Origin of the sequence: Streptomyces sp. NPDC093252 (assembly GCF_040683675.1) — a bacterium.
Lineage (GTDB): Bacteria > Actinomycetota > Actinomycetes > Streptomycetales > Streptomycetaceae > Streptomyces.
This window is the reverse complement of sequence record NZ_JBFBEM010000019.1, coordinates 22,924-47,265: the sequence shown is the minus strand read 5'-3', so window position 1 is coordinate 47,265 and position 24,342 is coordinate 22,924. Positions and strand designations below refer to the sequence as shown.

23 protein-coding genes are annotated in these 24,342 nt (G+C 73.8%); 11 read left to right on the top strand and 12 right to left on the bottom strand.

What is annotated here, in order from left to right; genetic code table 11:
• Window position 1 precedes the first annotated feature (1 nt).
• The 4 genes from AB0O01_RS32360 to AB0O01_RS32345 all read right to left on the bottom strand — a co-directional run bounded on the left by AB0O01_RS32360 (window position 2) and on the right by AB0O01_RS32345 (window position 4,544).
• Window positions 2–562 (bottom strand): flavin reductase family protein, encoded by a 561-nt coding sequence (locus AB0O01_RS32360; protein ID WP_365319033.1) that lies wholly within the window; start codon window positions 560–562, stop codon window positions 2–4.
• A complete protein-coding gene (gene asnB, locus AB0O01_RS32355; protein ID WP_365319031.1) occupies window positions 559–2,403 on the bottom strand; it encodes an asparagine synthase (glutamine-hydrolyzing) in 1,845 nt (614 codons plus the stop codon). Before asnB ends, AB0O01_RS32360 begins: the two co-directional genes overlap by 4 nt.
• Window positions 2,403–3,167 carry a hypothetical protein gene (locus AB0O01_RS32350; RefSeq protein WP_365319029.1) on the bottom strand — a complete coding sequence of 255 codons (765 nt, stop codon included), beginning with the start codon at window positions 3,165–3,167 and terminating at the stop codon, window positions 2,403–2,405. The genes asnB and AB0O01_RS32350 overlap by 1 nt, the downstream gene beginning before the upstream one ends.
• 498 nt (window positions 3,168–3,665) lie before the next feature.
• On the bottom strand, window positions 3,666–4,544 hold the full coding sequence (locus AB0O01_RS32345) for a response regulator transcription factor (RefSeq protein WP_365319027.1): 879 nt from the start codon (window positions 4,542–4,544) through the stop codon (window positions 3,666–3,668).
• A 536-nt stretch (window positions 4,545–5,080) separates the two neighbouring features.
• Between AB0O01_RS32345 and AB0O01_RS32340 the strand changes: the two genes are divergently transcribed.
• The 11 genes from AB0O01_RS32340 to AB0O01_RS32290 all read left to right on the top strand — a co-directional run bounded on the left by AB0O01_RS32340 (window position 5,081) and on the right by AB0O01_RS32290 (window position 16,539).
• Window positions 5,081–6,031, top strand: coding sequence for an ABC transporter permease (locus AB0O01_RS32340; protein ID WP_365319026.1), 951 nt, complete (start codon window positions 5,081–5,083; stop codon window positions 6,029–6,031).
• The gene (locus AB0O01_RS32335; RefSeq protein WP_365319024.1) at window positions 6,028–6,876 is read left to right on the top strand and encodes an ABC transporter permease; all 849 of its coding nucleotides are present in this window, start codon (window positions 6,028–6,030) and stop codon (window positions 6,874–6,876) included. Before AB0O01_RS32340 ends, AB0O01_RS32335 begins: the two co-directional genes overlap by 4 nt.
• Complete coding sequence (locus tag AB0O01_RS32330) at window positions 6,869–7,687, top strand: ABC transporter ATP-binding protein (protein ID WP_365319022.1); 819 nt, start codon at window positions 6,869–6,871, stop codon at window positions 7,685–7,687. Before AB0O01_RS32335 ends, AB0O01_RS32330 begins: the two co-directional genes overlap by 8 nt.
• Entirely contained in the window at window positions 7,684–8,526 is an 843-nt protein-coding gene (locus AB0O01_RS32325) for an ABC transporter ATP-binding protein (protein ID WP_365319020.1), read from the top strand. The genes AB0O01_RS32330 and AB0O01_RS32325 overlap by 4 nt, the downstream gene beginning before the upstream one ends.
• Window positions 8,523–10,145: an ABC transporter substrate-binding protein gene (locus AB0O01_RS32320; protein ID WP_365319017.1), complete on the top strand. Its 1,623-nt coding sequence runs from the start codon at window positions 8,523–8,525 to the stop codon at window positions 10,143–10,145. The genes AB0O01_RS32325 and AB0O01_RS32320 overlap by 4 nt, the downstream gene beginning before the upstream one ends.
• Entirely contained in the window at window positions 10,142–11,146 is a 1,005-nt protein-coding gene (locus AB0O01_RS32315) for an LLM class F420-dependent oxidoreductase (RefSeq protein ID WP_365319015.1), read from the top strand. Before AB0O01_RS32320 ends, AB0O01_RS32315 begins: the two co-directional genes overlap by 4 nt.
• Before the next feature lie 3 nt (window positions 11,147–11,149).
• Window positions 11,150–12,223, top strand: coding sequence for an LLM class flavin-dependent oxidoreductase (locus AB0O01_RS32310; protein WP_365319013.1), 1,074 nt, complete (start codon window positions 11,150–11,152; stop codon window positions 12,221–12,223).
• 217 nt (window positions 12,224–12,440) lie between these two features.
• Complete coding sequence (locus AB0O01_RS32305) at window positions 12,441–13,439, top strand: ABC transporter substrate-binding protein (RefSeq protein WP_365319011.1); 999 nt, start codon at window positions 12,441–12,443, stop codon at window positions 13,437–13,439.
• Window positions 13,440–13,716: 277 nt separating this feature from the next.
• Complete coding sequence (locus AB0O01_RS32300) at window positions 13,717–14,751, top strand: iron chelate uptake ABC transporter family permease subunit (protein ID WP_365319010.1); 1,035 nt, start codon at window positions 13,717–13,719, stop codon at window positions 14,749–14,751.
• Window positions 14,744–15,784, top strand: a complete 1,041-nt coding sequence (locus tag AB0O01_RS32295) for an iron chelate uptake ABC transporter family permease subunit (protein WP_365319008.1) — start codon at window positions 14,744–14,746, stop codon at window positions 15,782–15,784. Before AB0O01_RS32300 ends, AB0O01_RS32295 begins: the two co-directional genes overlap by 8 nt.
• Complete coding sequence (locus AB0O01_RS32290; RefSeq protein WP_365319006.1) at window positions 15,781–16,539, top strand: ATP-binding cassette domain-containing protein; 759 nt, start codon at window positions 15,781–15,783, stop codon at window positions 16,537–16,539. Before AB0O01_RS32295 ends, AB0O01_RS32290 begins: the two co-directional genes overlap by 4 nt.
• A 26-nt stretch (window positions 16,540–16,565) precedes the next feature.
• On the opposite strand, the gene AB0O01_RS32285 is transcribed toward AB0O01_RS32290, so the two are convergent.
• The 8 genes from AB0O01_RS32285 to AB0O01_RS32250 form a co-directional block, all read right to left on the bottom strand.
• Entirely contained in the window at window positions 16,566–17,243 is a 678-nt protein-coding gene (locus tag AB0O01_RS32285) for a response regulator transcription factor (protein WP_365319005.1), read from the bottom strand.
• On the bottom strand, window positions 17,240–18,508 hold the full coding sequence (locus AB0O01_RS32280) for a histidine kinase (protein ID WP_365319003.1): 1,269 nt from the start codon (window positions 18,506–18,508) through the stop codon (window positions 17,240–17,242). Before AB0O01_RS32280 ends, AB0O01_RS32285 begins: the two co-directional genes overlap by 4 nt.
• A gap of 324 nt (window positions 18,509–18,832) precedes the next feature.
• On the bottom strand, window positions 18,833–20,038 hold the full coding sequence (locus AB0O01_RS32275; protein WP_365319000.1) for an acyltransferase: 1,206 nt from the start codon (window positions 20,036–20,038) through the stop codon (window positions 18,833–18,835).
• Window positions 20,038–21,012, bottom strand: coding sequence for an alpha/beta hydrolase (locus tag AB0O01_RS32270; protein WP_365318998.1), 975 nt, complete (start codon window positions 21,010–21,012; stop codon window positions 20,038–20,040). The genes AB0O01_RS32275 and AB0O01_RS32270 overlap by 1 nt, the downstream gene beginning before the upstream one ends.
• Before the next feature lie 239 nt (window positions 21,013–21,251).
• On the bottom strand, window positions 21,252–21,878 hold the full coding sequence (locus tag AB0O01_RS32265; protein ID WP_365318996.1) for a TetR family transcriptional regulator: 627 nt from the start codon (window positions 21,876–21,878) through the stop codon (window positions 21,252–21,254).
• A gap of 13 nt (window positions 21,879–21,891) precedes the next feature.
• Window positions 21,892–23,124: an FAD-dependent oxidoreductase gene (locus tag AB0O01_RS32260; protein WP_365318995.1), complete on the bottom strand. Its 1,233-nt coding sequence runs from the start codon at window positions 23,122–23,124 to the stop codon at window positions 21,892–21,894.
• A 72-nt stretch (window positions 23,125–23,196) separates the two neighbouring features.
• Window positions 23,197–24,003 (bottom strand): SDR family NAD(P)-dependent oxidoreductase, encoded by an 807-nt coding sequence (locus AB0O01_RS32255; RefSeq protein WP_365318993.1) that lies wholly within the window; start codon window positions 24,001–24,003, stop codon window positions 23,197–23,199.
• The gene (locus AB0O01_RS32250) at window positions 24,000–24,326 is read right to left on the bottom strand and encodes a bifunctional 3-phenylpropionate/cinnamic acid dioxygenase ferredoxin subunit (protein WP_365319200.1); all 327 of its coding nucleotides are present in this window, start codon (window positions 24,324–24,326) and stop codon (window positions 24,000–24,002) included. The genes AB0O01_RS32255 and AB0O01_RS32250 overlap by 4 nt, the downstream gene beginning before the upstream one ends.
• Window positions 24,327–24,342 lie beyond the last annotated feature (16 nt).

Sequence of the window (24,342 nt, the reverse complement as noted above, 5' to 3'; positions counted from 1 at the left end):
GTCAGGGCTCCCGGGAGGGTAGGGGTGGCGGGGCGAGCGCGCGGTAGCCGCCCCGGTGGTAGACCAGCGGGTCGCCGGGGCCCGCGTCGGCGGCGGTGACCCGGCCGACCAGGACGGCGTGGTCGCCGCCGGGCAGCACGGTGTGCAGTCGGCAGTCGAACCAGGCGAGACAGTCCTCCAGGACCGGCGCCCCGGTCGCCTCGGTCCGCGTCGGCGCCACCGTGAACGCGGTGAGCGCCCGGCCCGCGCCCGGCGCGGCGAAGTGCCGGGCCAGCGGCTCTTGATGACCGGCGAGCACCGACACCGCGTACCGGCCGTCGGCGCGGACCGCCCCGGCCAGCGGGCTGCGGGCGCTCACCGCCACGCTGACCAGCAGCGGGTCCAGGGAGAGGGTGCACAGCGAGGACACCGTCTTGGCGAACACCTCGTCCCCGTGGCGGGCGGTCACCACGGCGACGCCGGTGGTCCAGCCCCGCGCCGCGTCCCGGAAGGCATCGGCGAGGGTGCCCCCGGCGCGCGGCCCCAGCAGCGGGGTACGCCCCTCGGCGGCGCGGGCGTTCACCGCAGGCCCACGCGGTAGGCGCGCAGCCACTCGTCGACCTGGACCAGATGATCGAGGCCGCCCACCGGATTGGGCGCGGTGCGCGGACTGGGCAGCGGACGCCCCTCGGCGAGCGCGGTGCGCACCAGCTCCCGGTCCACCAGCTCGAACACCGGGGCCGCCGGATCGGCCAGCAGCGCGTGCGCCCGCGCGGTGAGCACCTCGGTGTAGCGGACGGCGGGCGTCGACGGATACCCGCTCTTGGGCCGGTCCGCCACCACCGAGGGCAGCAGATCCCGTACGGCGTCCCGCAGCAGCCCCTTGGGCCGCCCGCCCGGTGCCTTCAGCGCCCAGGGCACGTTCCAGGCGTACTCCACGAGCCGGTGGTCGCAGAACGGCACCCGTACCTCCAGGCCCACCGACATGCTCACCCGGTCCACCCGTTCCAGCAGCGGCGGCAGCCAGCGGGTCAGCGCCAGATGGAACAGCTCCCGGGTCCGCCGGTCCGCGCCGGACTCCCCGGCCAGATACGGAGTACGGGCCAGCTCCGCCCGGTACTGCGCCGCCGTGTACTCCTCGGGCCGCACCTCGGCCCGCACCTCGGGGCGCAGCAGCGCGGCGGGGGTGGCCCGGCCGTGCAGCCAGGGAAAGGTGTCGGCGCCGACGGCGGCCGGATCGTGGAAGTAGGGATAACCGCCGAACACCTCGTCGGCGGCCTCGCCGGACAGCGCCACCGTCGACCGGCGGCGCACCTCGCGGAACAGCAGATGCAGCGAGGCGTCCATCTCGCCCCAGCCCGGCCGGTCCCGGGCCCGCAGCACCGCCTGCCGGGCGTCCAGCAGATCGTCGTCCGGGATGACCACGGAGGTGTGCAGGGTGCCGATGTGCCCGGCCGCCGCCGCGACGAACGGGGCGTCGGCTCCCGTCCGCCAGTCATCCGGCGCCCGCTCCGCACTCCCCGGGAAGTCCACGGAGAAACTGCTCACCTTCCCCTGCCCCGCCCGCTCCCGGGCCAGCGCGGCGAGCGCGGTGATGGCACTGGAGTCGACCCCGCCCGACAGCAGTGTGCACAGCGGCACATCACTCATCAACTGCCGCTCCACCGCGTCCCCGAGCAGCTCGCGCACCCGCCGCCGGGTGCTCTCCGCGTCGTCGGTGTGCTCGCGCGACACCAGCTCCCAGTACCGGGACTCCCGGGTGACGGCCCGCCCGACCCGCACCACATGACCGGGCCGTACTTCCCTCAGCCCCCGGAACAGCCCGTGCCCGGCGGTCGGCGCGGCCGGCAACGCGAACAACTCCGCGATCCCCTCCCCGTCCAGCTCCGCCCGGAACAGCGGGTTGGCCAGCACCGCCTTGGGCTCGGAGCCGAACAGCACCCCGGTGGCGTGCGCGTGCCAGTACAGCGGCTTGATGCCGAGATGGTCGCGGACCAGGAGCAGTTCCTCCCGCCGTCCGTCCCAGAGCGCGTAGGCGAAGATCCCGTTGAACCGGCGCGGCGCGTCCGCCCCCCACTCCAGATGCGCACGCAGCACCACCTCGGTGTCGGAGCGGCTGCGGAACGCGTGCCCGCGCGCCTCCAGTTCGCGCCGCAGCTCCCGGTGGTTGTACAGCTCCCCGTTGTAGGCGAGCACGGTCCGCGCCTCGTCGGGCCCGGAGTCGGGCCCCTCGCCGACCGGCTGACTCCCGCCCTCCGGATCGATCACCGACAGCCGCCGGTGCCCCAGCGCCGCGTGCCGGGACAGCCAGGTCCCGGCCGCGTCGGGCCCACGGCACGCCAACGTCCCGGTCATCGCGGACACCGTCTCCCCGCGCGTCCGCAGATCGGTCTCCCAATCGACCCATCCGGTCACACCGCACATCACTGCTCCCGGGAGATGTTGTCGTCGGACCCGGCCGTCACCGCCGCCGTCGCCTCCCAGCGGCAGCCGTGCCCCGTGGGCCCGGTGCGCAGGTCGTGGGACGGCTCGTACCCCTTGGCGCGGATGTTGGCGGAGAGCGCCTTGGTGCAGTACGTGCACGGCGAGGCGAGGGTGAGCCGGACGCCGGAGCGGCGGGCCCGCTCGCGGTAGTCCCAGATCGCGCAGTGGGTGATGGTGAGCGCGGCCCGCCCCGGCCCGGCCCCATCGTCGAACTCGTACTCCGACCCGTACAGCTCCGCCTGCCGGGCGATGCGGTGCACCGGATCGGCGGCGCCCCGGCCGTGATCGGGCTCCACCTCGCGGTGCACCTCGGCGATGGCCCCGGCCCAGGCCAGCAGCGACTCCTCCCCGTACCGGCCCACGAGGAATCGTTCCATCAGGGCCTGGCCACGGAAGAAGACCCGCTGCCAGTCGGCGGCGGTCGCGGTGACCGGGTCGGGCAGATCGGCGAAGATCTCCGCCTGGAGCCCGAACCAGCCGGACAACTGGGCGGCGTCGTAGCGCGAGGCCAGCAGCCGGGTGAGCCCCGACTCGGCCTCGTGCAGCCGCTGCCGCCACAGCGCCGACCGCTCGGCCTCCGGCATGCCCCGGTAGATGTTGCGCGGCGGATCGGCGGAGCCCACCGGACCGGGCTCCCCCGGAGGGCGCAGCACGGCCGGGCCGGAACCGGTCCGCGCGATGCCTCCTTCGGGCGCATCGCTCATCTCGGAACTCCTTTGTGTCGGACATCCGTGCGATCGAGTCACCCCACGCTACGAACCCCGCCCCACCCCCCAGAAGCCCCGAACGGACCTCCCCACGGCGACGATCGGAGCCCCCCACCTACTCCAAAGGTCGCCCCCCCCGCCTACTCCAGGGACCCGGGGCGGCCCGGATTCAGGGGCGCGGGGCGGCACCGATTGAGGGGCGCGGGGCGGCACGGATTCAGGGGCGCAGGGTGGCCCGGATCCAGGAACGCGGGGCGGCGCGGATTTCAGGGGCGCGGGGAACTGCGCGAAGAGCGACCACCGTCCCGCACCCACCCCCGAACCCCCACCACCCCACCCCCCTCAGGGGCGCGGGGAACTGCGCGAAAAGCGACCACCGTCCCGCACCCACCCCCGAACCCCCACCACCCCACCCCCCTCAGGGGCGCGGGGAACTGCGCAAAAGAACGACCACAACCCGCACCCACCCACAACCCAGACCCAACCCCAACCCGGTCAACCAACCAACCCATGGCGATGCGCATACAACGCCGCCCGCAACCGATCCGACTGCCCAATCTTCCGCATCGCACTGGTGAGATGCTTCTTCACCGTCGCCTCCGCCAACACCAGCTCCCGCCCGATCTCCGCATTGCTCAACCCCCGCCCCAACTGCGCGAGCACCTCCCGCTCCCGCCCGGTCAACCCGCAGTGCTGCGGCAACGGCTCCGCCATGTCATGGGCCGACACGGGCGCCGACACCCGCACCGCCGGCGGCGGTGGCGCCGGCAGGAACACCGAACCCCCCGCCCCCGCGATCCCCACCGCCCGGATGATCCGCTCCTCCGCCAGATCCAGCGGAAAGCACCCGCTCGCCCCGGCCAGCAGCATCCGGCTCGCCTCCGCCGTGCTCTCGGCCCGCCGCAGCAGCAGCACCCGCGCGTCCGGCACCACGTCCGGCGCCCGCACCAGGGCGACCAGCGCCAGCTCCTGCGCGAGCGTCCCCCCGCCGCCCAGCAGCACCACGTCCGGCCGTACCCGGCGCAGCGCCTCCGGCAGCCGGGGGAAGTCCCCGGAGCTGCCGACCACCGCCGTACCGGGGTCGGTGTTCAGCACACTGCGCAGCCCCGCGCTGGCCACCGGATGCCGCTCCGCGAGGAAGACCCGGGTCAGCAGCCCCGGCGTGGGCCCCGGACCGTGGTCGCCGGGCCCGGCGCAGGTGGGGTGACCGCAGTCGCAGCCCCCGGCCGCCCACACCCGGCGGACCTGGCCCGCCGCCCGGTCGTCCCGCTCGGTGAGCAGTTGATGCGCGGCGATGAGATCGAGCGGATTGTCGATCTCCGCCTGCCCGGCCCGGCGGGGGCGGGTCCGGGTCGCGGCGGTGAGCGCGGTCACCGGGCACGCCCCGGGGTCAGGGAGCGGCCCGAACGGGCACGGCGGTACGGCTTCACAGGGGTCCCCTCGGCGGCGACGGCTGATGGAGGCGGGACAGGGACGGGGAAGGGCGCGCACGGACGGACGGACCGCCGTATCAGCGCCCGGCGCCGCCGCGACAGAACTCGTCGAAGAGCCTGCGGTGCCACGAGCCGCCGATACCGACCAGAGTGAAGTCGGTTCGCCGATGAGACATGCCAAGAGCGTAATTCGGCCGCTCAGCGGGGGTCAACAAGGGCCGGATCACGCCCGGACGACGGAATCGTGTGTTCCGTACTACAGGTCCTATGACCCCCGGTATCAGCATCAACACCTGGCTGGCTCTGCCCGCCGACCCCCCGCACGCTTCACAACACCACTCAGGGCCACGGCTTTTTGGGGGCGCGAGGAACTGCGCGACCAGCCCCCACCCACCCGCACCCGCAACCCGCACCCGCAACCCGCACAACTCCCCGAAGGGACCCGCACATGCCCGCCATCCCCCCAACCCCACCCCCGTGACCCGCTACCTCACCCGACGCCTCCTCTACGCCATCCCCACCCTGATCGGCGTCACCGTCGTCGTCTTCGCCTCCGTCGCCCTCGTCCCCGGCGACCCGGTGACCACCTTCCTCGGCCCCGGCGCCCCCGCCGAGTCCCGCGCCCGTCTCACCGAACGCCTCGGCCTGGGCGAACCCCTCCCCGTCCGCTACCTCGCCTGGCTGCGCTCCGCCCTCCAGGGCGACCTCGGCGTCTCCCTCTCCGCCCAGCGCCCCGTGGGGGACGTCCTGCTGCCCGCCCTGTCCCAGACGCTGGTCCTCGCCGGAGCCGCCTTCCTCCTCGTGCTCACCGGCGGCACCCTGCTGGGCGCCCTCGGCGCCACCCGCCCCCGCGGCGGAAGGGCCCGGCTGTCCCGCGCGCTGTCCACCCTCGCCGTGTCCGCGCCCCAGTACTCCGTGGCGCTGCTGCTCATCGCGGTGTTCGCGGTCGGGCTGCGCTGGTTCCCGGCGGGCGGCACCGAGGACCTGTTCACCGGCGGCTCCACCGCCGACCGCCTCCACCATCTGGTGCTGCCCGCCGTCGCCGCCGCGCTGGTCCCGCTCGGACTGACCGCCCGGGTCTTCGGCGCCGCCCTGACCGACGTCCTGCACTCCGACCTCGCCGACGGACTGCGCGCCCGCGGACTGACCCGCACCGCCGTGCTGCGGCACTGCGTCCACAACGCCTCCCCGGCGCTGCTCACCATCGGCGGGCTCCAACTCGCCTATCTGCTGGAGGGCGTGGTCTTCGTGGAGACCCTCTTCGCCTGGCCCGGCATTGGACGGCTCCTCTACGACGCCCTGTCCGCCCGGGACCTGCCGCTGATCCAGGCCGGGGTGCTGCTGATCGCCGTCGCGTTCGTGGCCGTCAACATCCTCGTCGACACCGCCCACGCCCTGATCGACCCCCGGCTGCGAGGCACCCTGTGAACCCGGACCCCGCAACCGAGCAAGCGCGACGGCGGCTGCCGCGCCCCGGGCTCCTGGTGCCCGCCGTCCTCGCCGCGCTGCTGCTGGTGCTCGCCGTCGCCGGGCCGTGGCTCGCGCCCGAGGACCCCGACGCCGGGGGACTGCGCGAGCGGCTGCTCCCGCCCGGCAGCCCCGGCCATCTCCTCGGCACCGACTCCCAGGGCCGGGACCTGCTCAGCAGGCTGCTGGTCGCCGCCGGTCCCTCGCTGGCCGGGGGACTGCTGCCGGTCGCCGTCGCCACCGTCGCCGGGGGGCTCCTCGGCATCGCCGCCGGACTGGGCGGACGGGCCACCGAACACGCCCTGCTGCGCACCCTGGACGTGCTGTACGCCTTCCCCGGGGTGCTGCTGGCCATCGTCGTCGCCACCGTGATGCGGCCCGGTCTGACCACCACCGTGGTGTCGCTGTCCGTGGTGCTCACCCCGGCCGTCGCCCGGGTCGCCTTCACCGAGGCGCGGCGGGTGCGCACCGCCGAGTTCCTGGCGGCGGCCAGGGTCAGCGGCGCGGGACCGCTCACCCTCGCCGTGCGCCAGGTCGTCCCGGTGATCACCCCGGTGCTGCTGGTGTACTCCTCGTCGCTGGTCGGACTGGCCGTTGTCTACGCCGCCGGGCTGTCCTTCCTCGGCCTCGGCGTCCCGCCGCCCGCCGCCGAGTGGGGCGCCATGCTGGACGAGCTGCGGCCCGCCCTGCTGACCCGTCCCGAGGTCGCGGTGCTGCCCGCACTCACCGTCCTCGCCGTGTCCGTCGTCTTCAACTGGCTCGGCGAGGCCCTCCGGCACGGCACCGAGGAGGCTGGCCATGACTGACAACGCCCCCGCCCCCGAGCACCTCACCCTTGAGGACTTGACGGTCACCCATCACACCGGCACCGGCACCGGCCGGGTGGTCCGCGCCGTCGACGGGGTGTCGCTGACCGTCGCGCCCGGCGAAGCCCTCGTCGTGGTCGGCGAGTCCGGCTCCGGCAAGTCCACCCTGGCCCGTACGGTCCTCGGCCTGCCCGGCCGCACCGCCCGCGTCTCCGGCTCCGTACGGCTGTCCGGCACCGAACTGCTCACCCTGGACGACCGTGCCCTGAGCCGGGTCCGCGGCCGGCGGATCGGCTATGTCCCGCAGGATCCGGACGCCGCCCTCGACCCGCTGCGCCGGATCGGCGCCCAGGTCGTCGAGGTCCTGCTGCGGCACCGGATCGCCACCGGGCGGCGCGAGGCGCGGCGGGCGGTGCCCGCGCTGCTGGAGGCGGCCGGGCTCACCGCACCCGACCGGATCGCCCGCAGCCACCCCCACCAGCTCTCCGGCGGACAGCGCCAGCGGGCCGCCGTCGCCCTCGCCCTGGCCTGCGCCCCCGGCCTGCTGATCGCCGACGAGCCCACCACCGCCCTGGACGCCCTGGTCCGCGCCCAGGTCCTCGATCTGTTCGCCGGACTGCTCACCACCCGCTCCACCGCCCTGCTCCTGGTCACCCACGACCTGGGCGCCGCCCGCCGGATCGGGGACCGGGTGGCCGTGATGCGGGCCGGGCGGATCGTGGCCGAGGGCCCCGCCGACCGGCTCCTGACCGCCCCCGACCACCCCTATGCCGCCGCCCTGGTGGCCGCGCGGCCGGGAGGCCCCCGATGACGACCCCGCCCGGCCCTCCGGCGGCCCCGACCGAGACGGCCCCACCGTCCAGGGACCTGCTCGTCCTGGAGAACGTCACCAAGCGCTACCCCGCCGGATCCGGTGCCCCGGCCATCGACGGCGTCTCCCTGCGCGTCCCGGCCGCGCGGACCGTCGCGCTGGTCGGCGAGTCCGGGTCCGGGAAGTCCACCCTGGCCCGGCTCGCCCTCGGTCTGCTCGTCCCCGACTCCGGCACCGTCCGCTTCGACGGCCACGACCCCGGACGGCTGCACGGCCGGGCCGCCCGTCCGGTCCGCGCCCGGCTCCAGTTCGTGCCCCAGCACCCGCGCGGCTCCCTCAACCCGGCCCTGCGCGCCGGTACGGCCGTCGCCTTCGCCCTGCGCCTGCACGGCGTCCCGCGCGCCGACCGCCCGGCCCGGGTCGCCGCCCTCTTCCGCGATGTCGGCCTCGATCCCGCGCTGGCCGCCCGCCGCCCCCGCGAACTGTCCGGCGGACAGCTCCAGCGGGTCGCCATCGCCCGCGCCCTGGCCACCGGCCCCGACCTGATCGTCTGCGACGAGCCGACCTCCGCCCTGGACACCACCGTCCAGGCCCAGGTCCTCGATCTGCTCACCGGCCTCCAGCGGCGCCTGGGACTGGCCCTGCTCTTCATCTCCCACGACCTGGGCGTCGTCCGCCAACTCGCCCACCGGGTCGTCGTCCTGCGCCACGGCCGGGTGGTCGAGGAGGCCCCCACCGACGACCTCTGGCACCACCCCCGCCACTCCTACACCCGCGCCCTGCTGGCCGCCGACACCCCTGTCCCCGTCTCCACCCCCGAGATCACGAGGAAGCCATGACGCACCACCGCACCACCACCCCCGACCGCCCCCCGGCACGCGTCCCGCGCGCCGCCGCCCTGGCCGTCACCCTGCTGCTGACCGCCACCGCCTGCGGCGGCACCGCCGCCGGTGACGGCGAGGGCGACGGCGGCGGCACCCTCGTCATCGGCGCGACCGGCAAACTCCCCAACCCCGACACCGTCATCGGCGGCGCGGGCTACGAGGGCAAACGCCTGGTCAGCTTTCAGATCTACGAGGGACTCACCCGCTACGACCTGACGAAGAAGGACGGCCCCGCCGAGATCACCGGCGCCCTCGCCACCTCCTGGAAGGTCGCCGAGGACGGGAAGACCTGGGACTTCACCCTGCGCGACGGCGTCACCTTCCAGGACGGCACCCCCTTCGACGCCGACGCCGTCGTCTTCAACCTCGACCGCTACCTCGACGAGGACAGCCCCCACTACACCGACGCCCTCGGCGCCGCCGCCGGGGAGTACGCGGGCGGCATCACCTCGTACGAGAAACTCGCCGACGACCGGGTCCGGCTGGTCACCGAGGAGCGCAACGGGCACTTCCCGCAGGACCTCGCCCATGTCCTGATCGCCAGCCCCACCGCCGTACGGGAGACCGGCACCGAGAAGTTCTCCGAACACCCCGTCGGCACCGGGCCGTTCGCGTTCGTGTCGCAGAAGCCCGGCGAGGAGATCCAGCTCGCCCGCCACGACGCCTACTGGCGCGGCGCCCCCGCCCTGGACCGGCTCGTCATCAAGGCCCTCCCCGACGCCGCCGCCCGCACCGCCGCCCTGCGCTCCGGCTCCGTCAACTGGATCGAGTACCCGAACCCCGACGACATCCCGAGCCTGAAGGCGGACGGCGCCACCGTCGTCACCAACAGCTACGACCACCTCTGGTACTGGATCCTCGACACCACCGCGAAACCCTGGGACGACCCCCGGGTGCGCCGCGCCGCCAACTACGCCGTCGACCGCGAGGCCATCGCCGAGGAACTCCTCCAGGGCACCGCCCGGCCCGCCCGCCAGGCCGCCCCGCACGGCACCTTCGCCCACGACCCGGCCGGTGACGTCTACGACCACGACCCCGCCGAGGCCCGGAAGCTGCTCGCCGAGGCCGGGTACCCGGACGGCTTCAAGACCTCCGTCACCGTCCCCACCGGCGGCTCCGGCAATCTGATCCCGGTGCCCATCGCCGAGGCCGTGCAGCGCGATCTGGCCGCCGTCGGCATCGACGCCGAGATCCGCACCACCGACTGGTCCACCCTGATCGGCGCCGAGGCCGAGGGCGAGGTCGCCCTGGACTCCCAGGCCATCGCCCAGTCCACCACCCTGTTCCAGTCCGAGGCGCTGCTGCCGCTGTTCATCGGCACCGACAGCCCGTTCTGGACCGGCGGCTACAGCAACCCCGAGGTCGACAAGCTCCTCGCCGCCGCGGGCGCGGCCACCGACCGGGAGACCCGCGAGGCCGACTACACCGAGGCCCTGCGACTGGTCACCGAGGACGCGCCCTGGCTGTTCGTCGTCAACGACAGCAATCCCCGGGCGCTCGCGCCCCAGGTGAAGGGCCTCGTCCAGCCGCAGTCCTGGTTCCTCGACCTCACGACCGTACGGGTGGCGTCATGACCTACTCCGCACCGCAGGCACCCAAGTGGGGCGTCACGCTCCCGCTGCCGGGCCTCACCATCGACCGGCACCGCTTCCTCATCGAGCGGCTGCCCGACCTCGGCTACACCGATGTCTGGAGCGCCGAGGGCGGCGGCACCGACGCCTTCACCCCGCTGGCCACCGCCGCCGCCTGGTCGCCCAAGCTGCGGATCGCCACCGGCATCGTGCCGGTGCACACCCGGGGCCCCGCCGTCCTCGCCCAGACCGCCGCCACCCTCGCCCAACTCGCCCCGGGCAGGCTGCTGCTGGGCCTCGGCGCCTCGGTGCCCGCGCATGTCACCGACATCAACGGCATCCCCTTCGACGCCCCCTACCAGCGCACCCGCGATGTGCTGCGGTTCGTCACCCGCGCCCTGCGCGGCGAGCACATCGCCGGGGACTTCGACACCTTCTCCATCACCGGGTACCGGCTGCCGCACCCCCCGCCCGACCCGGTCAAGGTGATCCTCGGCGCGCTGCGCCCCGGCATGCTCAAGCTCGGTTTCCGCGAGGGCGACGGCGCCATCACCAACCTCCTCTTCCCCGAGGACGTACCCAAGATCCTGGACGCGGTCGGCCCCCAGCCGCCCGGCAAGGAACTCGTCGTCAAGGTGTTCGTCTGCCCCACCGAGGACACCGACTACGCCCACCGCGCCACCCGCCCGTTCCTCGCCTGGATCCTCAACCGCGAGCCCTACCGCAAGTTCCACGAGTGGCTCGGGCACGGCGAACTGCTCGGCGAGTCGCACCGCAAATGGGCCGAGGGCGATGTGGAGGGCGCCCAGAAGGCCCTGCCGGACGAGGTGGTCGACGGGCTCTTCATCAGCGGCTCGCCGGAGGAGTGCCGCGAACGCATCCTGCGCTACCACCGCCCCGGCGTCACCACCATCCAGCTCTATGTGTCCCTGCCGCCGGAGGTGTTCGTGAGCCGCTCCCGGGTGCTGGACACCCTCGCCCGGCTGGGCCCGGCGGCGGGCTGACCGGTGCCGGACTTCCCCGATCTCGAACTGCGCGGCGGCGTCCGTGCCGCCCCCCTGCCGGGCGCCACCCCCGCCGAGCGGCGCGCCCTGCGGTTCGCCCCCGACCCGCGCGAGCGCGACGCCGACCCCGCGTACGTGACCCGTACGGCACGCGAGAACGAGGAGGACGGACTGGACAGCGCCCTGGTGGTGCAGTCCAGTTCGTGGCCGGACCCCTGGCTGGTGGCGGGCTGGGCGCTGGCCGCCACCAGCAGACTGCGGATCGCCGTCGCCCACCGCGTCGGCACCACCGCCCCCACGGTGTCGGCGCGCGCCCTGGCCACCCTGGACCGGCTCTCCGGCGGCCGGGCGGCGGCCCATGTCATCGTCGGCTCCAGCGACGCCGATGTGGCCCGCGACGGCGACACCCTCGGCAAGGCGGACCGCTACCGCCGCGCCGGGGAGTATCTGGAGATCTTCGGGCGGACCCTGCGCACCCGGGAGGACTTCGACCACGACGGCGAGTTCTACACCCTGCGCGGGGCCCGCTCCGGCCTGCTGCCCCGCCCCCGCGCCGAACTCCTCTCCTTCGGCGGCTCCTCGCCCGAGGGCGTCGAACTCGCCGCCCGGCACGCCGATGTGTACGCGGTGTCGCCCGCCCCGCTGTCGGTGACCCGCCACCGCATCGCCCGCGCCCACTCCGCCGCCGGGGCGCACGGCAGGCGGCTGCGGATCTGGCGCCATGTCACGGTGGTCACCGCCGGGACCGACGAGGAGGCCGAGCGCCGCGCCCGGCAGGTGCGCGCCGAGGCGCTCCGGCTGACGTCGGGGCAGGACGCGGCCCGCTACCGGGACGCCGTCCAACTGGACCGCGACCGGGAACGCGACCGCGCCCCCGACCTCACCGCCTATGTCTCCCGGGCCCTGGCCGGTGCCTACATCGGCTCCCTGGACACGGTCGCCGCCCGGATCGGGTCGCTGCGCACGGCCGGGGTCGACATCGTCCAGCTCGACATGGCCCTGGAGACGGACGAGGACCGCGCGCTGCGCCGGGCCCTGGTCCAGCGGCTGAGGGCTCCGGGCCGCCGGGGCTGGTGACCCGGATCCCCTAATCCCCGGATCCCCGAATCCCCGGCTGCCGCCACTCCGGGGATGACCCGGGTGCCCCGGCTGTCCCGCTGCGCATATCGCCACCCACAGGTGATTATCAGCCAGTACTTAGGTTAGGCTAACCATGGTTTTACCAACTCTTGGCCGTCCGGCCCTGTGCTGACGGCTGTCCTCTCCCGTTCCCGTTTCTTCAGGAGTCGTCCCCGTGCGCGCACACCGCTTCCGCAAGTCCCTCCTCGTGACAAGTTCGGCCCTGTGTGCGGGGCTGGTGCTGAGCGCCTGCGGCAGCGGGTCGGACGGGAAAGCGGAGCCGGCCGGCGCCGAGGGCGCGAAGACCGTCACCATCCCCACCGCCAAGGGCGAGGTGGAGGTCCCGCTGAAGCCCGCCCGGGTGGCCGCGCTGGACAACACCTCCTTCGCCACGCTCAAGGCGTTCGGGGTCAAGCCGGTCGCGGTGCCCAAGGCGCTGCTGCCGAACGAGGGCTTCGAGGACTGGAAAAACGATTCCTCAATCCAGGATGTCGGCACCCACCGCGAGCCCCGCTTCGAGGCCCTCAACGCCGCCGAGCCGGACCTGATCATCGGCGGCTACCGCTTCACCGACCACCACGACAAGCTCTCCAAGATCGCCACCACCGTCGACGTGGCCCCCTCCGACGAGGCGAAGGACGGCTATGTCAACGCGCTGCTGACCCAGACCGAGACCCTCGGCACGGTCTTCGGCAAGGAGGCCGAGGCCAAGGAGATCACCGGCGCGCTCGACAAGGCACGGACCGACGCCGCCGCGGCCACCCAGGGGGAGAGCGTCTTCCTCGCCGTCGCCAGCGCGGGCAAGGTCGACAACGGCGCCAGCCGCATCGGCCGCCTCGCCGAACCGCTCAACCTCAAGAACGTGCTCAGCGCCGAGGGCGAGGACAGCACCTCGGTCCACAACGACTCCGGCCTCGCCCCCGAGACGGTCGCCAAGCTGAACCCCGACTGGGTCATCATGCTCGACCGGGACGCCGCCGTGGGCACCGAGGACGGCTCCGAGGCCGTCGCCGCGCAGAAGATCGTGGACGGCATGGAGGCCTGGGACAAGACCACCTTCCGCACCAAGGACCAGGTCATCTACCTGGACGACGACTTCTACCTCTCCGAGGGCATCCAGGCGTACACCACCGCCTTCACCCAGGTGTCGACGGCGTTCGGCGCGGCGGGCTGAGCCGCCGCCCGTGAAGTCCGGCCCGGCCCCGCCCCGTCCCGCAGCACGGGCGGGGCCGCGCACCTACCGGACATCCGGCCCCGCCTTGAGGAAGCCCGTCGCGAACGGGCCGGGGCCGCGCAGCCGCCGGACATCCGGCCCGGCCCTTGGGAAGTCCGTCCCGCACGGTCCGGGGCCCGAACCCGCCGGACACCAGCCCCGGCCTTCGGAAGCCCGTCCCGCACGGGTGGGCCGGGGCCGCCCCGCCCCGCTCACCGCACCTCCGCCCGGAAGCCCCATGAGCCGACCTCCCTCCCCGCCCGCGCCGGCCGGACCCGCCCCCGCGCCGCCCGCCGTCGCGCCCCGGCCGCCGCGCCGCGCGGCCCTGCCGCTCGCCGCCCTCGCCGTCCTCGCCCTGATCGTGGTCTCGCTCTTCGTCGGCGGCTACGACATCGACCTGAACGCCCTGTTCACCGATCCCGAGGCCCGGCGGATGTTCCTCATCTCCCGCGTGCCGCGCACCCTCGCGCTGGTCCTCGCCGCCGCCGCGATGGCGGTGTCCGGGGTCGTCCTCCAGATGCTGGTGCAGAACCGGTTCGTGGAGCCCACCACCACCGGCACCAGTGAGTGGGCGGCCCTGGGCGTGCTGCTGCTGACCCTGGTGGCACCGGCCGCCCCGCCCCTGGTGAAGATGGGCGCGGCCAGCGCCTTCGCCTTCGCCGGGGCGCTGGTGTTTCTCTTCGTGCTGGGCCGGATCGCCCTCAGATCGCAGGTCATCGTGCCGATCGTGGGCATCATGCTGGGCGCGCTGATCAGCTCGCTGACCCTCTACATCGCCTCCTCCACCAACCTCCTCCAGATGCTGGCGACCTGGCGCTCGGGCGGCTTCAGTTCCGTGGTGCGCGGCACCTACGAACCGCTGTGGCTGGTCGGCGCCATCGTCGTCGGGCTGTATCTGGCGGCCGACCGCTTCACCATCGCCGGACTCGGCCGGGACACCGCCGTCAGCCTCGGACTGCCCTACCGGCGGATCCTGTTCACCGGGCTCGTCATGGTCGCCCTGGCCACCGGGGTGACCACGGTCGTCGTCGGGTTCATCCCCTTCCTCGGGCTGATCGTGCCCAACCTGGTCTCCCTGGCACGCGGCGACGACGTCCGCCGGAACCTGCCCTGGGTGGTGCTGTGCAGCGTCGCCCTGATGATCGTCTGCGATCTGGTCGGCAGGGTCGTCGTCTTCCCGCTGGAGATCCCGGCGACGGTGGTGCTGGGCGCGGTGGGCGCGGTGGTGTTCGTGGTGATGATCCTGCGGCAGCGAGGGAAGGCATATGTCTGAGCGTCAGCCGGGGGTCCTGCCGGTGCCGGGCCGGTCAGCGCCCGACGCGGGGAAGCGGGCCCCCGACCGTGGCCGCCGCCCCGGACTGCCCGTCCCGGTCCGGCTGGGTGTCGCCGCGCTGCTCGCCGCCGCCGCCTCCGCCGCGTTCCTCCTCCTCTTCATCCAGGGGTCCTTCGACTTCGCCATCGAGCGCCGGCTGACCATGTTCGGCACCATGGCCGTCGTGGCGTTCGCGCAGGCCGTGGCGACGGTCGTGTTCCAGACCATCACCCACAACCGGCTGCTCACCCCGTCCATCATGGGCTTCGACGCCGTCTACATCCTGATGCAGACGCTGCTGGTCGTGGTGTTCGGCGGCAGCGTCCTCGCGGCCACCGACGGGGTGCCCAAGCTCCTCACCCAGACCCTGCTGATGGCCGGGTTCACGGTGCTGCTGTTCAGTTGGCTGTTCTCCGGGCGGCGCGGCAGCCTGCATGTCCTGCTGCTGGTCGGGGTGGTGCTGGGGCTCGCCTTCCGCAGCCTCTCCGACTTTCTGCAACGGCTGCTGTCACCCGCCGAGTTCGACGTCCTGTCGGCCCGGCTGTTCGGGCGGCTCAGCAGCGCCGAGGCCGCGCATCTGCCGCTGGCCGCCGGGGTCTGCCTGGTCGTCGGAGCGGTGGTCTGGCACCGCCGGTACCGGCTCGACACCCTGCTCCTCGGCCGGGACACCGCGACCGGCCTCGGCATCGCCCACAAGCGCGAACTGACCGTGCTGCTGCTCCTGATCGCGGTCCTGATCGCGATGTCCACCGCGCTCGCGGGCCCCATGACCTTCTTCGGCTTCGTCACCGCGATGCTCGCCTACCAGTTCTCGGGCACCCACCGGCACGCCGTGGTGCTGCCGATGGCGTTCCTCATCGGGCTGATCACCCTCGCGGGCGGCCAGTTCGTGATGGAGCACGTCTTCTACGCCTCGGGCATGCTCACCGTCGTCATCGAGTTCCTCGGCGGGGCGGTCTTCCTCGTCCATCTCCTCAGGAAGGGCACCCTGTGATCGAGTTCACCGACCTCACCAAGAGCTACGGCGACCACACCGTGCTCGGCCCGGTCTCCGGCCGGATCCCGGCGGGCGGGGTCACCTCCCTGGTCGGCCCCAACGGCGCCGGGAAGTCCACGCTCCTCACCATCATCGGCCGCCTCGCCGAACCCACCTCGGGCACGGTCACCGTGGACGGCCTGGACATCCACCGGGCCAAGTCCCCGGAGGTCGCCCGCACCCTCTCCATCCTCCGCCAGGAGAACCACTTCACCGCCCGGGTGACGGTCCGCGACCTGGTCTCCTTCGGCCGCTTCCCGCACAGCCGCGGCCGGCTCACCCCCGAGTGCGTCGCCAAGGTCGACGAGGCCCTCGACTTCCTCCACCTCGGCGACCTCCAGCACCGCTACCTCGACCAGCTCTCCGGCGGCCAGCGCCAGCGCGCCTATGTGGCGATGGTGCTGGCCCAGGACACCCGGTACGTCCTGCTGGACGAGCCCCTCAACAACCTCGACATGAAGCACTCCGTGCGGATGATGAGCCAGCTCCGCCGGGCCGCCGACGAACTCGGCAAGACCGTCGTCCTGATCGTCCACGACATCAACTTCGCCGCCGCCTACTCGGACCGGGTCATCGCCCTGCGCGACGGCCGGGTGGCGGCCTCCGGCCCGATCGACGCCATGATGCGGGCCGATGTCCTCAGCGAGGTCTTCGACACCCCCGTGCGGATCCACGAGATCGACGGCAGGCGTACGGCGGTCTACTACCGATGACGGGGGGCAGGGGCGCGAGGGGGGAGTCACTGCCCCGGCGTCACCAGCCCCGACTCGTAGGCGAACACCACCGCCTGGGCCCGGTCGCGCAGATCGAGCTTGGTCAGGACGCGGCTGACATGGGTCTTCACCGTCTGCTCGGCCAGCACCAGGGTCGCGGCGATCTCCGTGTTGGACTGGCCGCGCGCCACCAGGGTGAGGACCTCCGTCTCCCGCTCCGTCAGGGCCGCCAGCCGCTGGGTGGGCCTGCCCCGGGCGGGCGGGCGCTGCCGGGCGAAGTCCGCGATGAGGCGCCGGGTCACCGACGGGGCGAGCAGCGCGTCCCCCGACGCCACCACCCGGACCGCCGCGATCAGATCGGCGGGCGGCGCGTCCTTCAGCAGAAAGCCGCTCGCCCCCGCCCGCAGCGCCTCATAGACATAGTCGTCCACATCGAACGTGGTGAGCATCAGGACCCGGGGCCGATGGGTCACGCCCGGCGGGGGTGACAGAAGACGCCGGGCGGCCTCCAGACCGTCCATCTCCGGCATCCGGACATCCATCAGGACCACATCGGGGTGGGTGCGCCGGCTCAGCTCCACACCCTGGACGCCGTCCGGGGCCTCGCCCACCACGTCGATGTCGCTCTGCGCGGCCAGCAGCGCGGCGAAGCCCGCCCGCACCATGGCCTGGTCGTCGACGATGATGACCCGCGTCGCCGTCACGTGAAGTCCCTTCTGTCCAGGGGGAGTTGGGCGGCCACCCGGAATCCGCCGTCCGGCAGTGGCCCCGCGTCGATGGTCCCACCGGCCAGCCGCACCCGCTCCCGCATCCCCACCAGACCGTGCCCGGTGCCGCCCTCCTCCAGCGGCGCGAGGGGCGCCTCGGGCGGCGGCCCGTTGACGACGAGGACGGTGAGCCGCCGCCCGCCCTCCGCCGCGGCCCCCTCCGCCGCGGCCCCCGCTGCCGCCGCCCCCTCCGTCACCGACACCCGCACCGACGCCCCCGGCGCGTGCCGCACCACATTCGCCAGCGCCTCCTGGACGATCCGGTACGCCGACAGCCCCACCGCCTCCGGCACCTGTGCCGCGCACGGCGAGAAGTCCACCGGCACCCCCGCCCGCGCCGTCGCCTCCACCAACTGCCCGATCCGCGTCAGCCCCGGCTGCGGCGCCAGCTCACCCCGCCGGGTCTCCTCGTTGCGCAGCACACCCAGCAGCCGCCGCATCTCCCCGAGCGACTCCCGCGCGGTCGCCGCGATGGACGTGAACTCCTCGCGCACCTCGGGCGTCAGCCCGTTCAGCCGGTACGCCGCGGTGTCCGCCTGCACGGTGATGACCGACATGTGGTGCGCCACCACATCGTGCAGCTCGCGCGCGATCCGGGCCCGCTCCTCCAGCAGGGTGCGCCGCCCCCGCTCCGCCTCGCTGATCGTCTCCTGCTCGGCCAGCCTGCGCTGCGCCTCGTACCGCTCGCGCAGCGCGCCGCCCAGCACCAGGGCGACCCCGCCGAGGACGGTGAGCAGCACACCGTTGCCGCCCGTGCCGCTCGGCCGGAAGAACTCCAGGACGACATTGGCCCCGGCCGTCGCCAGCCACACCGTCACCAGCGTCCGGCGCGGCGCCCGCAGCCCCAGGGCGAGGCAGAGCCCGGTGTACCCGACGATCACCGTCGGCGGGAACGGCCACAGCCGCTGCGCCGGGAAGTCCACGGTCAGCAGGACGAACGCACCCACCACATCCGCCGCGAAGACCACGTACCAGGCGTACAGCGGGCGGACGACGGCCGGCAGCAGCGGTGCCGTCTGCGCGATGGCCAGGGCGGCGGCGAGGCTGCCGTTGAGCCCGTAGTCGACGGTGAGGACCCGGATGGTGGTGGGCAGCAGCGCCACGCTCAGCGCGAACGCCACGACCCAGGGCACCAGCCGCACCCACCGCCGCGAGGCCCCGGCGAACAGCGCACGCTCGGGCTCGTCCTGCACGGGGTTCATGGGCTCCACCTTATGCGCGGGGGGACGGTGCCCCTGTGTTCCGGGGGTGTGGGTGTGCTGGGGTGTTCCTGTGCTCGGGGGGCTGTGGGCCCGCCGGGGTGTTCCCGTGCTCCAGGAGGCGTGGGCCCGCCGGGGTGTTCCCGAGCAGTGGGCGTGGTGGCGGTTGTGCTTGTCCTTCCACCAGGCGTGACCTCACTGCCCGGCCCCTCCGGCGGGGGCAGGGGCCCGTCGGCCCGTTCGGGGTGCGGCGGCGCGGTGTCGCGGGTCAGGGACATGGGGGTGCTCCCGGGTTCGTGATGGACGGGGGTCTTGGAATGGTGGCTGTCACGCGGCCAGCGCGAAGACGGCGAAGCCCGCCGCCAGCAAACCCGCGGCCACCCGGCGCGCCGGACCGGTGCGGTCCCACGGGGTCTCCAGGGGCCGGGCGAACCGTGCGATCAGCACCAGCAGCCCGGCGAACAGCGGCAGCCAGGCGAGCCGGGCCAGGATCCAGCCGGCCGAGTCCGGCGCGGTGGTGAGACCGGCGACCTCACCCAGATGCGCGGCGGGCACCGCGGCGGCCAGCATCGCCGTCTGGTGCCAGCACAGGATCGTCATCGCCGACAGATTGACGATCACCACCGGCGCCCACAGGGCGGGCCGCCGCAGCAGCCGGGTCAGTTGGTCGCGCAGCAGGATCGCCGCACCGGACTGGGCCGCCGCGAGCGCCAGGACGAGCAGGGACGGCGGGTGGGAGTTGGTCCGGGACACCCCGGGCACCCCCACCATGGACGCCGGGTAGTGGAAGGCCAGCAGCAGCACGGCGAACAGCACCGCGCCCCCCGCGCACAGCACCCAGGCCGCCCGGCGCCCCAGTCGCCCGTCCGCCCAGGACACCCCGAGCTGATAGGCGAACATCCACCCCGGCAGCAGATTCAGCAGACCCACCCAGGACGGCACCGACTCCGCGAACGGCCCGTAGCGCAGCAGGTCGACCATCGCGACCGAGCCGAGCAGCGGCGCCGCCGCCCAGACCCCGAGCCGCCGCGAGGCGCGGACACAGTACGGGGTGAGGGCCGTGATCACGGCGTAGACCCCGACGAACCACAGCGGCTGCACGACCAGCGTCGACGCGGTGCGCAGGGTGACCGTCGGCACCCCGAACCCGTAGTGGAGCACGGGCAGCAGCAGCGCCCACACGGCGGTCACCCCGAGGACCGGCCGCCCCAGCCGCGCGAGCCGCCCCGTCACCCACGCCCGCACCGGGCCCTGGCGGCGCCGGTAGGAGAGGTACGAGGAGTAGCCGCCGACCAGGAAGAAGACGCCCAGCATCTGAAGGACCCAACTGACCGGCGCGAACCCGCCGAACACGGTGAGCGGACTGGCGTTGTGCAGCCCGCCGCCGGAGTCCAGGGTGAAGCCGCCGAGCAGCCAGTGCCCGGTCGGGACGGCGAGCAGCGCCAGCGCCCGCAGCCCGTCGACGGCACGGTCCCGGTGGGCGGGGGTGCGGGCCTCGATCCTCGCGGCGAGCGCCGCCGTGGCGGTACGCATCACAGGGCTCCGTCCGCGATGGCCGCGAACGCGGTGAGGGTGGAGGTGCCGGGGGTGAAGTAGGCGTCGTGCGCGGGCACGTCGTCGGCGGCCAGCACGGTCGCGCCGAACGCGGCCGAGGTGGGGTCGGCGCCGTGGCCGAGGCCGAGGATCTCGACATGGGGGACGCGGCGGATCCAGTCGTGCTCCGACACCGCCGCCCAGACCCGGGCGTCCGTGCCGAGCGCGGTGACATCGTCGGCGCGCATCCCGGGGGAGCCCATGACGACGATGTCGCTCGCGTCGGTGCCGGAGGCGGCGAGACCGCAGACCACCGAGCCGTAGCTGTGGCAGAAGAGGGCGGGGTCGGGCAGCCCGGCCGCGTCCAGCCCCTCGGTGAGCCGGGTCAGCCGCTCGGCGCCGGACTCCGCGAGCCGGCCGGTGGCTAGGTCGGGGCCGATCCCGGAGGGGGTGGCGTACCCGGCCCAGGCGATGACGGCGGTGTCGTCGCCGGCCGCCGCCCGGAGGTCCTCGGCCCAGCGCTCCGTCCGGCCGCTGGTGGCGAGGTCGATGTCCGCGCCGGGCACGATCACCGCCACCCGGGTGGCGCTCTCCAGATCCCCGACGACCCGCGCGATCAGACCCCGGCCGCGCGGATCGTACGCCAGCACCTGCTCCCCGGCGGCCGAGTTCGCCTCGTACCGCAGGGGTACGGGTACGCCGTCGAGGTTGCCGACCACGCCGGGGTGCTCCTCGACCAGCCGCCGCCGCTCGGCGCCGGTCAGCCCGGCGAAGAACGCCGCCACCTCGGCCGGGGTGGCGGCAGCGGGGTCCGGCAGGTCCCTGCCGAGCGAGTCGTCGGCGCGCCAGGCGGCGGTGCCGGGCGGCGCCCCGCCCGGCGCGTCCACACCGCCCGCCGAGGCCCAGCCCGCCGTGGTACCGACCAGCAGCGCGGTCAACGCGGCGATGGTCAGCGTCCTCCTGAAGCGGCGCATCCGTCCGTCCCCCTCTGTCCCTGTCCCAGTGCCGTCCCGGCCGTGGCGGCCGAAGGGAAAGGTAGGAAGCCGGAAGGGGGCCCGACGTCATACCGGGGAGCCGAGTCGGGGGTGATACCGGGGTAGGGGGTGGACTACGGGCGGGGCAGGCGTCCGGATGGATGCGTGGCGCGTGCCCCGTATGCCCTGTCCGTACTCAGGGGAGCGGGTGGACGTGCGCGGCCGGGCCGCCGCCGACGTCAGTCCTCCAGGCAGGCCCTGATCATGCGGCCGAGAAGTCCGACGATCACGTCGTCCTCGGGCGAGGGCTCGTCGTACTCCTCGCCCACCAGTGCTCCCGTGCCGAACAGGCCGAAGCCCATGACCAGGGATTCCAGTACCCGGGTCTTGGCCTCGATGTGCGGGTCGCCCTCCAGCCGGTCGCGGGCGGGCTCCCGGATGCGCTTGATCAGCTCGCGGCGGAGCAGGGCGCCGTTGTCGAGATCGATGGACCGGACGAGGGCGAGGGCGGGTTCGCGGCCGGCGGGGTCCCGCCAGTGGTGGAAGAACCTCTCCGCCATCTCCTCGGGCGTCGCCTTCGGGTCCCAGTCGTAGGGGTGTCTCTCCTGGGCCTGGGCCCCCACCAGCTCGAACAGCGCACGCTTGGAGACGAAGTAGCGATTGACCAGGGCCGGTGTGACACCGGCGTCGTCCGCGATCTCCTGGAGCGTCACATGGGCGAAGCCGCGTTCGGCGAATCGTTTCGACGCGGCGCGGAAGATGTCGTCCCGGGTAGCGGCCGAGTCCTTGACCCGCTGCGTCGTCCGCTTCCGGGGCCGGGTGGTTCCCTTCGCCCGTCCGGTCCGCGGTGAACCTGCCTCGTCCATGTCCACGAGTCTGTCACACGCCCGGACGGCGCCCCGGGCGGATCAGTTGCCGCAGATCGGTGGCCGGTTCGGCCAGGGCCTGCGCGGATACCGGCTTGCCCGCCTCCATGACGGCCCTGGCGACACGGACCGCCCTTGGGTCGCCGAGACCGGCGACGGCCACCAGCCGGTCACCGCGGAGCCAGTACGCGAGGAAGCGTTCGGGGCTCGCCCCCGATCGCAGGACCACCTGGTCCCGGGACCCGGCCCGGCCGAACATCTGGAGGGACGTGCCGTACTGGTCGGACCAGAAGTAGGGGGTGGTGGAGTCGGTGGACGGCCGGCCGGCCAGACCGGCTCCCACGCTCTGCCCGTGGCGCATGGCCGCGTCCCAGTGCTCGATCCTGCCCCGTCCGGCCAGGGCCGGGTGCGTCCGGCTCGCCACATCGCCGGCGGCCCAGAGCCAGGGCCGGTCGGTGCGTCCGTGCCGGTCGACCACGATCCCGTCGAGGCAGGTGACACCGGCCTCGCGGGCCAGCCGGTCGTTCGGGCGCACGCCGACGCCCACGACCACGGTGGCCGCCGGGAGGCGTCGGCCCCCGGACAGGACGACCTCCTCCACCGCCCCGGACCCCGTGAAGCACCGGACGGTCTCGCGCGTGATGATCCGGACGCCTCTCGCCTCGTGCCGCCGGGTCACGAGTCGGGCGACGGCCGGGCCCAGCGGGCCCTGGAGGGGATGTTCACCCGCTTCGACGACCGTCACGTCCAGGCCCGCCGTCCGTGCCACGGCGGCGACTTCGAGGCCGATGAAGCCGCCGCCGACCACGACGAGGGGGCCGCCGTGTGCGAGGGAGGCGAAGAGCTTCCGGGCGTTCTCGGCGGTGCGCAGGGCGTGGACGCCCACGAGGTCCTCGCCGGGGACGCCGAGGCTCCGGCAGAGCACGCCGGTGGCGAGGAGTACCTGATCGGCCGGCAGACTCTGCCCGTCGCCGAGTTCGACCCTGCGCCGGTCGCCGTCCAGTCGCCGGACCGGGGTTCCCAGCAGCAGGTCGATGCCCTGCTCGGCGTAGTGCTCGGCGGGAAAAATGGGGCGGGTCGGCCGTTCCGGGGCCGCCGGCTTGGACAGGGGCGGCCGTTCGTAGGGGAGCGGTGGCTCGGAGTCGATCACGGTGATCCCGCCGTCGTAGCCGTGCTGCCGCATCGCCGTGGCGGCCGACACCCCGGCGATGCTTCCGCCGACGATCACATGATGGGTTCTGGGCATGGCTGTCCTCAGGGGGAGGGGTGAGGGGATGGTGGTGGCGGACCCCGGTGGCCGGCGCCCGCCACCGAGGAGTCAGGCTTCCGCGGGCCTCGGGGGAGTCCCGAGGCCGCTGACGTCGATGACCGTGCCGGTCACGGTGGCGGACTCCCGTCGCGCCGCGAGGAGCACATACGCACCCACGTAGTCCTCGGGCTCGACATCGATGCGCAGGGCGGTGACGGTCCGCATGAGGTCCTTGACCGGGTACGCGTTCTCGATGGAGGTCGCCGCCAGTCCCATCGCCGAGGGCCCGCGCAGATCGGTGGCCATGCCGCCGGGGGCGACGGCGTTCACGCGGATCTCCGGCGTGAGTTCGTAGGCGAGCTGTCTGACCAGACCCACCCCGGCGTGCTTCGACGCCACATACAGGGGGCCTCCGCCGCGCGGGTACAGGGCCGCGTTGGAGAGCGTGCAGATGAGGGATCCCCGTGAGGTCCGCAGCGCGGGGAAGGCGGCCTTCGCGCCGAGCAGCAGGCCCTTCACATTGACCGCGAACAGCTCGTCGAATCCGGCCGTGAGGTCCTCCGGATCGCTCTCGGCGAGCGAGCGGCCGAAGTCCCACAGACCGGCGTTGCCGACGAAGGTGTCGAGCCGGCCCCGCCAGTCGAGGGCGGCCTCACAGGCGCGGACGTTGTCCTCGTAGCGGGTGACATCGCCGGTCACCGCGCGCACCCGGTCGCCCAGGTCCTCGGTCAGGGCGATGAGCTTGTCCTCGGAGCGGTCGAAGGCGAGGACATGGGCTCCCTCGGCGGTGAACCGCTCGGTGATGGCCCGTCCCAGACCGGAACCGGCGCCGGTGACGACGGCACAGACGCCGTCGAGTCTTCCCGGGGTCGTCACGGTGATTGCTCCTTCACAAGGTAGGCGGCCGGGAGAGCGACCAGGACGACGCCGTCCACACAGGCGACGGGATGGGTGCTCACGGGCCTTCGCGCCGGGGGAGACACGACATCGCCGGTGCGCAGGTCGAACCGGGCCATGTGCAGGACGCATTCGACGACGCAGCCCTCGATCCAGCCGTCGGCGAGGGAGGACGTGTCGTGGGTGCAGGTGTCGTCGATGCAGAAGATGCCGCTCTCGGTGGCGAACACCGAGGTCACCGGTACCGTGCTCAGCCTGAGGCCCTCGTCCTCGGGCAGCTCCGCCAGCGTGCAGGCCCGTATCCACCTCCGGCCGGGC

Coding starts and splice junctions, on each gene's coding strand:
- asnB (WP_365319031.1), bottom strand. CDS start 2,403: ATGTGCGGTGTGACCGGATGGGTCGATTGGGAGACCGATCTGCGGACG.
- AB0O01_RS32350 (WP_365319029.1), bottom strand. CDS start 3,167: ATGAGCGATGCGCCCGAAGGAGGCATCGCGCGGACCGGTTCCGGCCCG.
- AB0O01_RS32330 (WP_365319022.1), top strand. CDS start 6,869: ATGACTGACAACGCCCCCGCCCCCGAGCACCTCACCCTTGAGGACTTG.
- AB0O01_RS32325 (WP_365319020.1), top strand. CDS start 7,684: ATGACGACCCCGCCCGGCCCTCCGGCGGCCCCGACCGAGACGGCCCCA.
- AB0O01_RS32320 (WP_365319017.1), top strand. CDS start 8,523: ATGACGCACCACCGCACCACCACCCCCGACCGCCCCCCGGCACGCGTC.
- AB0O01_RS32315 (WP_365319015.1), top strand. CDS start 10,142: ATGACCTACTCCGCACCGCAGGCACCCAAGTGGGGCGTCACGCTCCCG.
- AB0O01_RS32300 (WP_365319010.1), top strand. CDS start 13,717: ATGAGCCGACCTCCCTCCCCGCCCGCGCCGGCCGGACCCGCCCCCGCG.
- AB0O01_RS32295 (WP_365319008.1), top strand. CDS start 14,744: ATGTCTGAGCGTCAGCCGGGGGTCCTGCCGGTGCCGGGCCGGTCAGCG.
- AB0O01_RS32280 (WP_365319003.1), bottom strand. CDS start 18,508: ATGAACCCCGTGCAGGACGAGCCCGAGCGTGCGCTGTTCGCCGGGGCC.
- AB0O01_RS32275 (WP_365319000.1), bottom strand. CDS start 20,038: ATGCGTACCGCCACGGCGGCGCTCGCCGCGAGGATCGAGGCCCGCACC.
- AB0O01_RS32270 (WP_365318998.1), bottom strand. CDS start 21,012: ATGCGCCGCTTCAGGAGGACGCTGACCATCGCCGCGTTGACCGCGCTG.
- AB0O01_RS32265 (WP_365318996.1), bottom strand. CDS start 21,878: ATGGACGAGGCAGGTTCACCGCGGACCGGACGGGCGAAGGGAACCACC.
- AB0O01_RS32260 (WP_365318995.1), bottom strand. CDS start 23,124: ATGCCCAGAACCCATCATGTGATCGTCGGCGGAAGCATCGCCGGGGTG.